Here is a 14,286-nt window from a genome sequence, read left to right on the forward strand (position 1 = left end):
TATCACCTCTCTATTAGAATACAGCTGTCCCTTAGGGTCATGTCAACATTTGTAAAATAAAAATACACTCTAATATTTTAAATCAAAGTGTATTTTCAGTACCGTTTTAAATTGTATCTGTTTCTTCTGATGTTTCTTTATTCTCTTGAGTATTTTCTGTCTTCAGTTCTTCTATTCCATCATATAATCTTTCGAATTCAGCTCTATCTATTGTTTCCTTTTCAAGCAACGCATCGGAAACTCTTATAAGTTTATCCATATTGTCTGATAAAATTTGTTTTGCTTTTTCATAAGCTGTATTTATAAGTCTTGAAACTTCCTCGTCAATTTCTGCAGCAGTTTTTTCTGAATAATTTTTACTCTTTCCAATATCTCTTCCGATAAAGACTTCATTTCCTTCAGAACCATAATTTATTGTCCCAAGTTTTTCACTCATTCCATATTCAGTTACCATTGCTCTTGCAATTGCAGTCGCTCTTTCAATATCATTTTGTGCTCCTGTAGAAATATCTTCTAATACAAGCAATTCTGCAACTCGTCCTCCGAGAAGTGAAATAAGCTCCGTTTCCATTTGCCTCTTTGTCATAAATGAAATATCATCTTCCGGAATATATGATGTAAATCCTCCTGCCATTCCTCTTGGAATTATTGTAATCATATGAACAGCATCTGAATTTGGAAGAGATTTTGATACAACCGCGTGTCCCGCTTCATGCACCGCTGTAAGTTTTCTTTCTTTTTCTGTAACTACCTTTGATTTTTTAGCCGGTCCTGCCTGAACTTTTATAGAAGCTTCTTCAACATCTTCCATATGAATTTTTTCTTCATTCCTTCTTGCTGCAAGAAGAGCCGCTTCATTCATAAGGTTTTCAAGATCTGCAGGAGTAAATCCCGGAGTTCTCTTTGCCACAACTTTAAAATCAACATCTTCTGCAATTTTTTTATTTTTAGAGTGAACTTTTAATATTTCTTCTCTTCCTCTTACATCGGGTCTTCCAACATAAACTGTTCTGTCAAATCTTCCCGGTCTTAGCAATGCAGGGTCAAGTATATCTGCTCTGTTTGTAGCTGCCATTACTATTACACCCTCATTTGAGCCGAACCCGTCCATCTCTACAAGAAGCTGATTTAAAGTTTGCTCTCTTTCATCATGTCCTCCTCCAAGTCCCGCTCCACGTCTTCTGCCAACCGCATCAATTTCATCTATAAAAATTATACATGGTGCATTTTTCTTAGCATTTTCAAATAAATCTCTTACTCTACTTGCACCTACGCCTACAAACATTTCTACAAAGTCGGATCCGCTCATTATAAAAAACGGAACTTTAGCTTCTCCCGCTACTGCTCTTGATAGATAAGTTTTTCCTGTTCCGGGAGGTCCTACCATTAAAACTCCTTTTGGAATTCGCGCTCCCATATTTACAAATTTCTTAGGATTTTTTAAAAAGTCAACTATTTCCTCAAGCTCTTCCTTTTCTTCCATAAGTCCTGCAACATCATTAAATGTAACAAGATTTTTATCATCCTGTTTTATAACTCTTGCTTTACTTTTTCCGAAACTGGTTGCTTTTCCTCCGCCTTGTGATTGTTGAATTATAAAATACCATACTCCTATAATTACAACTACTGTAAGTATTTCCGGAATATATTGAATGTAAATAGGAGTTGTTTTCATCGGTATTCCCTTTACTTCAATTTTACCATCTTCCATTTGCTTACTTACATAATTATCAAATATTGATAATCTTGCTTCATCAGGAAGTATAGTAACATATGACTTTGCATCTTTTGTTATATATGTTACACGACCTGACTCAAAATCTATGCTTTTTACATTTTCCTTCTCTAATTCTCTTACAAATTCTGTAACACTTGTTTCAGGTATAGTTTCAACCGGAGGATTAAATAATTTAAATCCGATTAAAATTAAAAATATTAGTGCAATATATAGTGTTACACCACTTACTCTTTTATTCAAAATATCACTCCTCAAAATGAGATTATAGCATAAATAAAATTTTCTATATTTTTTATTTGTATACTGATTCGTCCAATATTCCTATATATGGTAAATTTCTATATTTTTCATTATAATCCATTCCATATCCTACAACGAAATAGTCTTCTACTTCATATCCTACATATTTAACATCGACATTCTTCCTTCTTCTTGCAGTCTTAGTTAAAAAAGTACATATTTCAATAGACTTGGCTCCTCTTTTCTTCAAAATTTCAATTAGATATGAAAGTGTAAGTCCTGTATCAATTATATCTTCTACAATCAGAACATCTCTTCCTTCGATTCTAAATTCCAAATCTTTTAAAATTCTAACTTCTCCGGATGTGGTACTCCCGGCATAACTTGAAACATCCATAAAATCCATTACAACAGGATTTTCTATTCTCTTTATAAGCTCTGCCATAAAAGGAACCGCTCCTTTTAAAATCCCAACTACTACAATTTCTCCGTCATAGTCTGAGCTTATTTTCTTTCCAAGCTCTATACATTTTTCTCTTATTTCTTCTTCTGAAAATAGAATTTCTTTAATATCTGTCATTTTTTTCCTCCAAAATTATATTCACGATATTCTTTGTATCCTTATTAACTGAATATTTCCCACTTAATCTATATGGAACAACCCATACTATTTCATTATCATCACAGACCAACGGAATTATGTCCCGCTTTCGCCTCTCTATTTTCTCATCAATAAAAAAATCTTTAAGCTTTTTATAATTAGTCATACCAAGCGGAATGAATTTGTCCCCATTCCTTCTACTTCTTATATTTAATGTTCCATTGAGCTTATCAGCATCTATTGAAACCAAATTCTTACTGTTAGTATACACTCCATTATATACCAACCGGATTTTCCCGAATACAGTTTCATTTATACCCTCTTTCAACGGAATAAATTCTTCATTTTGTAAAGAATGTTCTCTTTTTAAATAAATTTTATTATATGACAACTCGATTTCTTTACCCTTAGTTAAAGTTACTGACGATGAATCTTTACTTAATATCATTTCAATTATATCATTAATATTTACACTTGATATCCCTTCAATTGTACCAAGTTCAATCTTTAAAAATCCCCTCAAAACTTCACTTATAAAATATTTATCTTTATTTACTAAATTTGATATATTTAACGAACTATCATAATAATTATAACTTATATAATCATCAACTTGTCTTTTTATAAACTTAAAGTTTTCAGAAGATATTTCAGACAGTCGAATAAGTGAATCTACAAAATTTTCGTTAAAATTTTCTTCGATATACGGAATTACATTTAACCTTATTTTATTTCTTCCATATATATCCATAAAATTAGTTTCATCATCAACATATTCTATATTATTTTTATTTATATAGTCTATTATTTCATCTCTTTTAATATTTAACATAGGCCTATATAAATCGCAAGACACATAGTCCATAGCAGAAAGTCCATCTATTCCCGTTCCTCTTATAATTCTCTGAAGTACGGTTTCAGCCTGATCATTAGCATTATGTGCCAAAAAAATTTTGTCTTTTCCTTTTGATAATTCCCGAAAAAATTTGTATCTTAAAACTCTTCCTGCCTCTTCATCTGTAAGCCCTTGTTCTTTTGCATAGGCTTCCATATCAACTCTTCTTATTTTTACATCAACACCAAATTTTTCGGACTTATCTATTACAAAATTTTCATCTCGTAATGATGTTCTTCTAACTCCGTGATTTATATGAGCTACCGTTATTTTTAACCCGAGTTCAGTTTTTAATTCTACTAAATTACTTAGCAGAAACATAGAATCTGCTCCTCCGGAAACAGCAACTATTATATGTTCATTTTTACATAACATATTAAATTTTTTTATGTTTTCTAAAAATTTTTTATTCATAATATTACTAAAAAATAAAGGTCATCTTAGATGACCATATTTAAACTTAATTTGATTTATTTCTGGATCTTTGACCGGCCATTTTATAATTCTCTCTTGACCTTACTTGTTCAAATTTTTCATTGGAATCCTTCAAAAATTTTGAAAGCTTGTCTTCAAAAGACAAATTTTCATCACGTCTTGAAAAATCAAGCTCTGCAGGTTTAGAACTCTTAACTTGAGCTTGCTTTATGGATAAAGCTATTTTTCCCCTATCATCAAGAGATAAAACCTTTACTTTTACCTTTTGTCCCTTTTTTAAAAAGTCACTCACATTTTCAACATAAGAATCAGAAATTTCTGATATATGTACAAGTCCACTGTTATCCTCAGGTAAATTAATAAATGCTCCAAATTTCAAAACGCCGGATACAACGCCATCAACTATTTGTCCTACAGCTAATGCCATAAAAAAATACTTCCTCCCGTTAATTTGATTCTAAAAGATTGTTATCATTCTTAGAAACTTTTTCCTTATCAATATAGATTATCTCTCTCGGCTTTACCATTCCAAGATCTTCCCTTGCAACTTTTTCTATAAATTCAGTCGAATCAGAATTTCCTATTTCTGCCTTAAGATTTTCAATATCTTTTTTTAATTGTTCTATTTCTTTATCATTGCTTAAAATTTCTGCCATCTTATTGTGTTTTTCTGATGCAGAATTACTAACAACAAAAGCTCCATATATAACAGAACTTAAAATTATAATTGCACATAATATAGGGAAAAATTTTTTCTGTTTCATTATAACAACCTCCATCTTAATTATTGCATTTAACACTTGATTTTTCAAGTATAATCTTGAATAATTACTCTATTATTTCATATAAAGATGAAGCATCTTTTTTTGCAACTGTTTCCCTAACATCAATTATTTTTGCCTTAAAAGGTTTATTACCAAATGACACCTTTAAAATATCTCCTTCTTTAACTTCATCACTCGGCTTTGCAACCTTATCATTTATCAAAACTCGTCCACCTTCACAAGCTTCCTTTGCAATAGTTCTCCTTATTATAATTCTTGAAACTTTTAAATATTTATCTACTCTCATATTACCACCAAAATTAAAAAGAGGAGCTTCGCTCCTCTAATACATTATTTATTAACTACTTCCTTAAGAGCTTTTCCTGCTCTGAATACAGGAGCTTTTGATGCAGGAATCTTAATGATTTCCTTAGGATCTCTTGGGTTTCTTCCTTCTCTAGCTTTTCTTTCTCTAACTTCGAAAGTTCCGAATCCAACAAGTTGAACCTTTTCTCCACCTGCTAATGCTTCTTCAACTGTTGCTAAAAATCCATTAAGAGCCATTTCAGCGTCTTTCTTAGTTAAATTACTTTTTTGTGCAATACTTGCAACTAATTCTGATTTGTTCATTTAAAAATCCTCCTTATAATAAGTTATTCTTTGTTTTCAGAATTTCTTTGGCCTCGTTATACAGATCTTCAAGTTCATTTAATTTTAAGGCCTTTAAATCCATATTATGCTCTGAGGCCAGCTTACTCATTACAGAAAATCTCTCAATAAACTTATTTGTTGTAGAGTCTAAAACCTGTGAAGGGTCTTCTTTTAAAAACCTACATAAGTTTACAGAAGTAAATATTAAATCTCCTACTTCTTCAGATATTTCTCTTGAGTTTTTACTATTTAAAGCTAATTTTAATTCATTTAGCTCCTCAGCGACTTTCTCTAAGACCCCATTGACATCATCCCAAACAAATCCAATAGATACTACACTATCTATTACAGATGCTGCTCTATTGATTGAACTGCCTGAAAAATTTTTCAAGCTATTAACAAATGCCCTATTGTTGTACCTTAGACTATTGTCATTATACCCTATGTTATTTGTTTTTTCCACACTATTTTTTAGAAATTCCCTATTTTTAGTCAATTTTTTGTCTAATTGTTCTAAAATTTCATAAAAATAGTATAATCCTTCATCGTTTAAAATTATACATCTGTTTATAACATCAATAGCATCAGTAATTAACCTGTCTACATCTACTTCTATATCTTCTTTATTCTTAAAATCAGCTATATTTTCATCAGCTTTTAAAATTATATCTCTAAAATTTTTTATATCATTACACTTTGGAATATATATTGCACTTTGGTGATTTATATTTTCTATTCTATCTAATTCATAAATTGGAACATAACATACATATTCATCTCTTAAACCCGCATCTGTAATTAAATAAATTTTATATTCATCTCCATATATTTCAGATAATGCAAGTTTCAAATAAACTGCTATTCTATTGTTATAAACCTGAGTTATTATTACATCACACTTGACATCTATATCAAGCGGATTAAAATCATCGCCATCTATTAATAAAAGTCCCTTTGACGGATCTCTTTTTACCGCTCTTAAAACAGGTTCTATAAAACTCATACCCATAATTATATTATAGTCCTGTGTTTTTTCCATAAGCTTTACAACTGTACTTTCTGCAATAAGCGGATTCCCGGGAACAAAGTAATTTATATCTTTATCTTTTGCCTCATTTAAAAGAACCTCTACTATCTCAGTATATACTTCTTCAAAGCTGTTTTTCTCCTCATATAAATAATCAAAAGATGTAAACTCTATTTTTTCATCTTCAAAATATTTTACAGCTTCATGAAAAACGGTTCTTATAAAATTTTTATTTCCATTTTTTACAGCTTCGACAGCTTCAAGAGTTAATCCATATTTATCCGTTGCCCCAAGTCCTACAATATTTATCAAATAAATCACCTCTAATTTATTCTAATATTTACTTAACAAAAAGTAAAGTTATGAGATTAATCTCATAACTATCCTATACTTCCTTTAAATAATCCTATTAAATATACTGCAAGTGTAACTCCGCAGTACAAATATTTTAACATGTAATAATATCCTTCCCGCACCGGATTTAAACAACCTTTTGATACTTCTTTAAGCACAAACTCTTTACTGCATATCCAAGAAAACATTATTGCCGAAAGAAGCGCACCAAACGGAATTATATAAATGCTGACTGCATCCATCCACATTCCAAGTGTGTTCCCATTTTCTATAAATATTCCGACTATAAATCCGATGGATAAAACGATACCCACTGATGTCGCTCTTGAAAGTTTAAATTTTTGCTCTATCATTTCAACCGGTGTTTCATATAAATTTATAAGTGATGTTATTCCCGCAAACAATACTGCTACAAAAAATATTATTGAAAATATTCTTCCGCCATACATATTTTTAAAAATCTCAGGCATTGTTATGAACATCAATGGCGGTCCGCCTGATGTTTCTATCTTATAAGCGTATATAGCAGGAATTATTACCATTGCTGCAAGAATAGCGGCAGCTGTATCAAAGATTGCAGTAAATTTTGCAGAACGCGGTGCATTCTCATTATCGTTTAAATATGAACCATATACTACAGTTCCACTCCCCGCAAGAGAAAGCGAGAAAAAAGATTGTCCAAGTGCATAAATCCAAGTTTGTGAATTTGCAAGTTTAGACCAATCCGGAGTTAATAAATACTTATAACCATCCGCTGCTCCCTCAACCGTTGCAATTTTTATTGCAAGTACGACAAAAAGCATGAAGAATGCCGGCATCATAATTTTATTTACTTTTTCTATTCCGTTAGATATTCCAAATACCATTATTATAAAACATATTATAATTGCTATTAAGTGCCAAATAATAGACCCGAAGGGACCTGCTATAGCTCCGAAATATTCTCCGCTATTAGCAGAATTTAACATTGAACCTGTAAAAGCTCCCAATACAAATCTAATTATCCATGCTACTACAACACTATACCCGACGGCTATTCCAAAAGAACCTATTACGGGAATAATACCTATATATTTTCCAACGGAACTTCCTCTTGTCTTTGTAGCTGCATTAAAAGCTCCAAGCGGTCCTGACTTGAATGCTCTTCCAAGGGACATTTCTTCTATTATTCCTATTCTTCCTATCAATAATACAAAAAGTAAATACGGAATTAGAAACGCAGCCCCTCCGAATTTATGAACTCTTATCGGAAACATCCAAATATTTCCCATTCCAACCGCCGAACCTATACAAGCTAATATAAAACCCCATCCTGTATTGAATTTATCTCTGCTGTATTTATTATCCAAAATATCACCGCCCTCAATCAAATTTTATAAATAATAAAAGATTACATTTAAAATATTAAGTGTAATCTTTATTATTATATCAATTTATAGCATTTAATTAAAGTATTAATTTTTGAACTGATTTAAATTCTTCTGTTCCTGCAACCGAATTTAAATCAAACATAATCGACTCAACATTAGAAAGTACACAACCCATTTCTTTAAGTTGACTCATTGCATTTTTATAATTAAATTTACTTCTTGAGCCTATCGCATCACTTGCAATAAAAACTTCATATCCCGCTTTTATTAAATCTCTCGCAGTTAAAAGTACACAAATATGAGCCTCGATTCCACACAACACCACTTGACTTTTTCCTGAATCAGAAATTTTCTTTTTAAATTCATCATTTAACATGCAACTGAATGATTTCTTTTCTATTTCCTCAGTATCTTTTAAAAATTCTTTTATACTGTTATTTGTATATCCAAGTCCCTTAGGATATTGAACAGTTATCATACTGTTGATATTCATGATACTTACCATTTGAGCTAAAATTTTTGAATTTTTAAGTACTTCTTCTCTGTTATCAATTGCTGCAAGTAACTTATCTTGTATATCTACAAATAAGAATAATGTTTTTTCTCTATCTAAACTAAAATTTTTCATATTATCTCCTTAAGCTCAATTTCCGCCATAATCTTTTTGATATCTGCCATTGTAATCATTCTGAACTTTATAAAATTTTCAATTATTGAAGATGCAATTCCAAGTTTTATTGTAGTTTCAAAATCATATTCTCTTTCAATACCAAATGCTATTGCTGCAAGCATTAAATTTTTATTAATTCTTGAAACGGAATATTTTAACTCTTCAAAATTCACACCATAACTTTTATTCTTAGTTACTATTACACATCCTTTTTCAGAATTTACTATAATTATTCCTGTACCGCTATCTAAAATTACACCGGCTGCACTTACAACTTCCGTCTGAGTTTTTATTTTAAGATTTGTATAATATTCAAGCTGTTCCTTGTCAACTATCATCATATATGGTTTAGAATTTTTTAAATTTTCAAGTTCAGTAACAACTACTGCAACTTTAATTCCCTCTTTATAACATAATTTTATCAAGCTTTCATATAATTCATCTCTTATGAAACTGTCATTTTGCGGTATACACACAAATTTTTCAAAAGATATCTCACGAGCAAACATAGTATATAAATTCTCTTCATCTTCTGTTGTGATTCTCGGTAATTTACTACGAACTATTGTCTTCAAGCTTCTGCTCTTAATTAAAATTTCCTCCGAACTTTCATCTTTGATTTTTATGAAATCATAGTCAGCCTTAACAGCATCAAGGTTTTCTCTAATTAAAACTCCATTTTGTCCGCCTAAAAAAGTAATTAATCTCGGTCTATCTCCAAGCTGCATAAGAAATGTAAGCATATCAATTCCATATCCGCTTGCATAAGTTCTGCTTTCACTATACACATTTTCAGAATTTTTTACAAAGTCAACAACCTTGTAGCTTCTTGTCAATTTAGGATTAAAGTCGCAAAAAACTATCATAGCTCCCTCCTATTTTACACTGTATAATTTACTTAAAACATCTTCCTTAATTTCTCCTACTTTATTTTCTGCAACATCTTCTGCAACATCTTTTGCATATATATATAATTTTATCTTAGGCTCTGTACCTGACGGTCTTATCGCAAACCATGAACCATCTTCAAGGTGATATATAAGAACATTGGATTTTCCCACATCCTTATATCCATTCTTATAATCTATTTCTTCTTTTACCTTCAGTCCTGCAAACTCTTTAAAACCGCTTTCTCTAAAGAATTTCATCATTCTTAAAATTCTCTCTTTTCCTTCCATTCCGTCAAGTACAATACTCATTAAATGTTCTTTAAAATATCCATATTTCTCATATATTTCGTATAATACATCTACAAGGTTTTTACCCATTTTTTTATAATAGGATGCCATTTCAACTATCATCATAGATGATATTACTCCATCTTTATCTCTTACATGATTTCCGAATACATATCCTATACTCTCTTCATATCCGAATATAAATTCAGATTCTTTTGATATATCCCACTTATTTGGAAGTGAACAGATATTTTTAAAACCTGTCAATGTTTCATAGCATTTGACGGACAAACTTTCCGCTATCGTCTTTCCTAAATCTCCCGTAACTATAGATTTTACTATTGCACCATTTTTAGAAATTAAATTCCTTTGATTTAGTGAATTAAGTATATAATACAATAATAATGCTCCCGTTTGATTTCCGTTGAATGCATAATATTCTCCGTCTTTTTGTTTTCCCATAATTGCAACTCTGTCACAGTCCGGATCTGTTGCTACAATAAGATCTGCATTTATTTTTTTTGCAAGTTCAACCGAATATTTAAATGCTTTAATATCTTCCGGATTAGGATATCCTACTGTTGCAAATGTAGGATCGGGATTTTCTTGTTCCGGTACCACATTTATATTTGTAAATCCTCTTTCTCTTAATATATGTCTTACAGGCTTATTTCCCGTTCCATTTAATGGAGTATATACTACACATATGTCCTTATCTAAATCATCATTAATTCCCTTTGCAAGTGTATCTTTATAATAGCTTTGATCTATAGTATGATCTAATATTTCAATTAATCCTTTTTCAATTGCTTCATCATAGTCCATTGTAATTACATCTTCAAAGTCAAGATTTTTTATTTCAGATAATATTTCATTTGCTATATCATCTAATATTTGTGAGCCTTCTTTCCAATAAACTTTATATCCATTATATTGTTTCGGATTATGACTTGCGGTTACTACAATACCTGAAACCGTCTTTAAATATCTTACGGCATAAGACAGCATTGGTGTAGGTCTTATATCGTCAAATAAATATGTCTTTATTCCATTAGCTGCAAATACTCTTGCAGCTATTTCTGTAAATTCCTCCGACATAAATCTGACATCATGAGCTATTACAATTCCTCTCTTAACCGCTTCTTCACCGTGATTTTTAATTGTATTTGCAAGCCCTTGAGATGCTCTTGCTATAACATACTCATTCATTCTGTTAGTTCCTGCCCCTACAATACCTCTAAGACCTGCTGTCCCAAATTCAAGATCTTGATAAAATCTATCTTCAAGTTCTGTTTCATATTTAATACTTCTTATCTCTTCTTTTGATTCTTCACTTATCACTTGACTATTTAGCCAAGCATTCATTCTTTCTTTATACATTTTCATCTTCCTTTGTTAAATCTTCAAATTTTGCATCTATAAGCTTCATTAAATCAGCCGGTTTTAACTTCACTTGCACGCCTATCTTACCTCCACTTACATAAATATATTCTCTATCTTCAGCAGTTTTATCTATGTAAGTTTTAAACTGCTTCTTCATACCGATAGGGGAACAACCTCCATGTATATATCCTGTGGTCTTTAACAAATCTCTACTATGTAGCATTTCTATTTTCTTTTCTCCACTTATACATGCAGCCTTTTTTAAATCAAGTTCACGTGCAACGGGTATTACAAATACATAATGTTCATTTTTAGAAACTGTTACCAATGTTTTATATACACATTCAACAGGCTCTCCAAGTGAACTTGCAACTTCTACCCCTGAAATTCCTCCATCAATAGAATATTCAACTATGTCATATTTAACTTTATTGCTATCCAAAATTCTCATTGCATTAGTTTTTTTCATATTTTCCTCCAAAAAAAATGAAGTATATATTCTATACTTCATTTTACAACATATTATAAACTTTTTCATCTTTTTTTACTTATTCTGCCGCTAAATGCCAAAATAATAAGAAGTGTAATTACTCCAATTAAAACTATGGTACCTCCCGGTTTTAATCCTAAATAAAACGACATTACAAGCCCTGACATTGTAAATAGAACTCCAAATAATGACGAAATTATTATAGTTTTAAAATATCCAACCTCAAATTTCATAGCACATGCTACCGGTACAACCATTAGAGACGAAATTATAAGTATACCTACCGTCTTGGCGGCAACAGAAATTGTAATTGCAATTAATATCATAAATATAGTATTAACTCTATCCACATCTATCCCTGAAAGTCTTGCGCTGGTTTCATCAAATGATATGTGCATAAGATCTCTATATAAATATAAAAATGTAAAAAATACAACTATTGAGATAATTATTATAAGATAAAATTCAACAGGAGATATGGCAATTATGCTACCAAATAAAAAGGACTCAAAATTTGCAGCTTTCTTAACAAAACCTGAAAGAATTGATGCAAGTCCAATTCCTGTCGACATAATAATTGCTGTTGAAATTTCTTGATAACTCGGAAATTTTTTTCTTATATATTCAAGCATAAGTCCTGCAAAAATACATGTTATTACTGCACCTAAAGTTGGTGTGATTCCACTTATAAGACCAATCATAACACCTGCCAGAGAAACATGAGATAATGCATCTCCGATTACAGATATTTTTTTATTCACTATTACGATTCCCATAAATGGTATTATTATCGAAAGTACAAATCCTACAAGCATGGCTTTAATCATGTATGAATATCCGAAAATCTCCATTATTTGCACCTCTCAATTCTACCGTCAAAAAGCTTATATAATTTACTTATATAATTTTCAATATCCGATAATTCATGAGTAATCATAAGTATTGTTATTCCGTGAGCCACATTTAAATGATGCAATAGACTAAATAATTTCTGTCTTGTTTCAAAATCTATCCCATTAGTAGGTTCATCCAAAATCAAAAAACTTGGATTTGAAACAAGTGCTTTTGCAATTAAGACGCGTTGTCTTTGTCCGCCGGAAAGCTGATAATAAAGTGAGTTTATTTCATCTTCCATTCCAACCTGCAACAATGCATCAAGAACTTTGTCCTTATAATTACACTTAAAGACTTTAAATCCTCTTGTTTCATCATGCAATGATAATGAAACGAGTTCGCCAACAGTAATTGGAAAAGTATAACTCGAACCAATTCCAAGTTGCGGAACATATCCAACATCTCTATATCCCAATTTTTCATCTAAAAATAAATCCACTCTACCATCATTTGGACTTAGCTGTCCTAAAATAAGTTTAATCAAAGTGGATTTTCCGGCTCCATTTGGGCCGACAAGAGCAACAAAATCACCCTTGTCGACTTCAAAATTCACATTATTAAAAATTTTTTCTCTGTTATATCCAAAACTCAAATTAGATACATTAAGAATTACATCATTCACTATTTTAAAGCCTCAACTAACTTTTCTAAATTAGACTTCATTATTGAAACATAATCCGCTTTTGCTTCAATTTCTTCTTCAGAAAGAGCTTCTAACGGACTTAATACCACTGTCTTTGCGCCTGTTTCAGCAGCAATGGTATCAGCAACCTTAGGCTCAATTAATTCTTCCGTAAAAATCGTATTTATTCCCTTTTCTCTCACAAACTCAATAATTTGCGCCATAGTTTTTGCATCAGGTTCAGACTCGGCATTAACTCCTTCAATCCCAACTTGCTCAAGACCATACTCATGACATAAATATCCATAAGCTTCATGAGAAACTACAATAGTCCTATTTGGAACCTTTGCAAGTTCTTCTGCATAAAGCTTATCTAATTGTTCAAATTCAGCCTTATATTTTTCAAGATTTGCATTATAGTATTGTGCATTTTCAGGATCCTTCTCAGAAAATGCTTTTGCTATATTTTCAAGTTCAATTATTGCATTTTTAGGAGAAATCCAAACATGTGGATCAAGTCCGTGTTCATGTTCTTCATGGTGATGGTTATGCTCTTTTGCTTCTTCATGTTCTTCATGATGATGGTGGTGCCCTTCAATTAACTCTATTCTATCACTTGCCTCAACAACAGCTAAGTCCTTGTTATTAATAGAAGATAACACATCATCTGTCCATGACTCAAGTCCAGCTCCATTATAAATGAAAACATCCGCATTTTCAAGTTTCTTTATATCATCTTGGCTAGGCTCCCAATCATGAGGTTCTTGTCCGTTAGGTATTACAAGATTTAAATCTATCTTATCTCCACCAATCTTACCTGCAAAATCATACATAGGGTATATAGAAGCGTATACCTTCAATTTACCCTCAGTTTCTTCATCAGTCTTATTATTCTTATCTCCAACATTGCCACATCCGACAGTAAATACAATAAGCGCTATAATTATTGAAAACAATTTTAATTTTCTATTCAT

The 14,286-nt window shown here is 31.1% G+C and carries 16 protein-coding genes; all 16 read right to left on the bottom strand.

What is annotated here, in order from left to right; translation table 11 throughout:
- Positions 1-106: 106 nt before the first annotated feature.
- On the bottom strand, positions 107-1,978 hold the full coding sequence (gene ftsH / locus HMPREF0629_RS06810; RefSeq protein WP_009222596.1) for an ATP-dependent zinc metalloprotease FtsH: 1,872 nt from the start codon (positions 1,976-1,978) through the stop codon (positions 107-109).
- A gap of 52 nt (positions 1,979-2,030) precedes the next feature.
- Positions 2,031-2,558: a hypoxanthine phosphoribosyltransferase gene (gene hpt, locus HMPREF0629_RS06815; protein ID WP_039856760.1), complete on the bottom strand. Its 528-nt coding sequence runs from the start codon at positions 2,556-2,558 to the stop codon at positions 2,031-2,033.
- Positions 2,545-3,888: a tRNA lysidine(34) synthetase TilS gene (gene tilS, locus HMPREF0629_RS06820; RefSeq protein ID WP_039856761.1), complete on the bottom strand. Its 1,344-nt coding sequence runs from the start codon at positions 3,886-3,888 to the stop codon at positions 2,545-2,547. The genes hpt and tilS overlap by 14 nt, the downstream gene beginning before the upstream one ends.
- Before the next feature lie 46 nt (positions 3,889-3,934).
- Entirely contained in the window at positions 3,935-4,336 is a 402-nt protein-coding gene (locus tag HMPREF0629_RS06825; RefSeq protein ID WP_009222597.1) for a S1 RNA-binding domain-containing protein, read from the bottom strand.
- A 19-nt stretch (positions 4,337-4,355) separates the two neighbouring features.
- Positions 4,356-4,673, bottom strand: coding sequence for a septum formation initiator family protein (locus HMPREF0629_RS06830; protein WP_036729961.1), 318 nt, complete (start codon positions 4,671-4,673; stop codon positions 4,356-4,358).
- A 64-nt stretch (positions 4,674-4,737) separates the two neighbouring features.
- On the bottom strand, positions 4,738-4,980 hold the full coding sequence (locus HMPREF0629_RS06835) for an RNA-binding S4 domain-containing protein (protein WP_009222599.1): 243 nt from the start codon (positions 4,978-4,980) through the stop codon (positions 4,738-4,740).
- Positions 4,981-5,024: 44 nt separating this feature from the next.
- Positions 5,025-5,303: an HU family DNA-binding protein gene (locus tag HMPREF0629_RS06840; RefSeq protein ID WP_009222600.1), complete on the bottom strand. Its 279-nt coding sequence runs from the start codon at positions 5,301-5,303 to the stop codon at positions 5,025-5,027.
- A 13-nt stretch (positions 5,304-5,316) separates the two neighbouring features.
- A complete protein-coding gene (locus HMPREF0629_RS07695) occupies positions 5,317-6,663 on the bottom strand; it encodes an SAM-dependent methyltransferase (RefSeq protein ID WP_050748002.1) in 1,347 nt (448 codons plus the stop codon).
- 68 nt (positions 6,664-6,731) lie between these two features.
- The gene (locus HMPREF0629_RS06850; RefSeq protein WP_218015366.1) at positions 6,732-8,054 is read right to left on the bottom strand and encodes a sodium-dependent transporter; all 1,323 of its coding nucleotides are present in this window, start codon (positions 8,052-8,054) and stop codon (positions 6,732-6,734) included.
- Between the two features lie 97 nt (positions 8,055-8,151).
- Complete coding sequence (locus HMPREF0629_RS06855; RefSeq protein WP_009222603.1) at positions 8,152-8,703, bottom strand: isochorismatase family protein; 552 nt, start codon at positions 8,701-8,703, stop codon at positions 8,152-8,154.
- Entirely contained in the window at positions 8,700-9,611 is a 912-nt protein-coding gene (locus tag HMPREF0629_RS06860) for a PfkB family carbohydrate kinase (RefSeq protein WP_009222604.1), read from the bottom strand. The genes HMPREF0629_RS06855 and HMPREF0629_RS06860 overlap by 4 nt, the downstream gene beginning before the upstream one ends.
- A gap of 9 nt (positions 9,612-9,620) precedes the next feature.
- The gene (locus tag HMPREF0629_RS06865) at positions 9,621-11,303 is read right to left on the bottom strand and encodes a phospho-sugar mutase (protein ID WP_141553399.1); all 1,683 of its coding nucleotides are present in this window, start codon (positions 11,301-11,303) and stop codon (positions 9,621-9,623) included.
- The gene (ybaK, locus tag HMPREF0629_RS06870) at positions 11,296-11,775 is read right to left on the bottom strand and encodes a Cys-tRNA(Pro) deacylase (RefSeq protein ID WP_009222606.1); all 480 of its coding nucleotides are present in this window, start codon (positions 11,773-11,775) and stop codon (positions 11,296-11,298) included. Before ybaK ends, HMPREF0629_RS06865 begins: the two co-directional genes overlap by 8 nt.
- A gap of 65 nt (positions 11,776-11,840) precedes the next feature.
- Positions 11,841-12,647: a metal ABC transporter permease gene (locus HMPREF0629_RS06875; RefSeq protein WP_039856762.1), complete on the bottom strand. Its 807-nt coding sequence runs from the start codon at positions 12,645-12,647 to the stop codon at positions 11,841-11,843.
- Positions 12,647-13,312: a metal ABC transporter ATP-binding protein gene (locus tag HMPREF0629_RS06880; protein ID WP_009222608.1), complete on the bottom strand. Its 666-nt coding sequence runs from the start codon at positions 13,310-13,312 to the stop codon at positions 12,647-12,649. The genes HMPREF0629_RS06875 and HMPREF0629_RS06880 overlap by 1 nt, the downstream gene beginning before the upstream one ends.
- The coding region (locus HMPREF0629_RS06885; protein WP_009222609.1) for a metal ABC transporter substrate-binding protein at positions 13,312-14,286 on the bottom strand (975 nt) is incomplete at its 5' end. The genes HMPREF0629_RS06880 and HMPREF0629_RS06885, both read right to left, overlap by 1 nt.

Origin of the sequence: Peptoniphilus sp. oral taxon 386 str. F0131, from assembly GCF_000090945.1 — a bacterium.
Taxonomy (GTDB): domain Bacteria; phylum Bacillota; class Clostridia; order Tissierellales; family Peptoniphilaceae; genus Anaerosphaera; species Anaerosphaera mikwangii.

What these genes read in the sequence shown, in the direction of transcription:
- HMPREF0629_RS06855 (WP_009222603.1), bottom strand. Translation starts at nt 8,703, where the DNA reads ATGAAAAATTTTAGTTTAGATAGAGAAAAAACATTATTCTTATTTGTA.
- HMPREF0629_RS06865 (WP_141553399.1), bottom strand. Translation starts at nt 11,303, where the DNA reads ATGTATAAAGAAAGAATGAATGCTTGGCTAAATAGTCAAGTGATAAGT.
- HMPREF0629_RS06875 (WP_039856762.1), bottom strand. Translation starts at nt 12,647, where the DNA reads ATGGAGATTTTCGGATATTCATACATGATTAAAGCCATGCTTGTAGGA.
- HMPREF0629_RS06830 (WP_036729961.1), bottom strand. Translation starts at nt 4,673, where the DNA reads ATGAAACAGAAAAAATTTTTCCCTATATTATGTGCAATTATAATTTTA.
- HMPREF0629_RS06860 (WP_009222604.1), bottom strand. Translation starts at nt 9,611, where the DNA reads ATGATAGTTTTTTGCGACTTTAATCCTAAATTGACAAGAAGCTACAAG.
- HMPREF0629_RS06835 (WP_009222599.1), bottom strand. Translation starts at nt 4,980, where the DNA reads ATGAGAGTAGATAAATATTTAAAAGTTTCAAGAATTATAATAAGGAGA.
- HMPREF0629_RS06825 (WP_009222597.1), bottom strand. Translation starts at nt 4,336, where the DNA reads ATGGCATTAGCTGTAGGACAAATAGTTGATGGCGTTGTATCCGGCGTT.
- ybaK (WP_009222606.1), bottom strand. Translation starts at nt 11,775, where the DNA reads ATGAAAAAAACTAATGCAATGAGAATTTTGGATAGCAATAAAGTTAAA.
- HMPREF0629_RS06840 (WP_009222600.1), bottom strand. Translation starts at nt 5,303, where the DNA reads ATGAACAAATCAGAATTAGTTGCAAGTATTGCACAAAAAAGTAATTTA.
- hpt (WP_039856760.1), bottom strand. Translation starts at nt 2,558, where the DNA reads ATGACAGATATTAAAGAAATTCTATTTTCAGAAGAAGAAATAAGAGAA.
- tilS (WP_039856761.1), bottom strand. Translation starts at nt 3,888, where the DNA reads ATGAATAAAAAATTTTTAGAAAACATAAAAAAATTTAATATGTTATGT.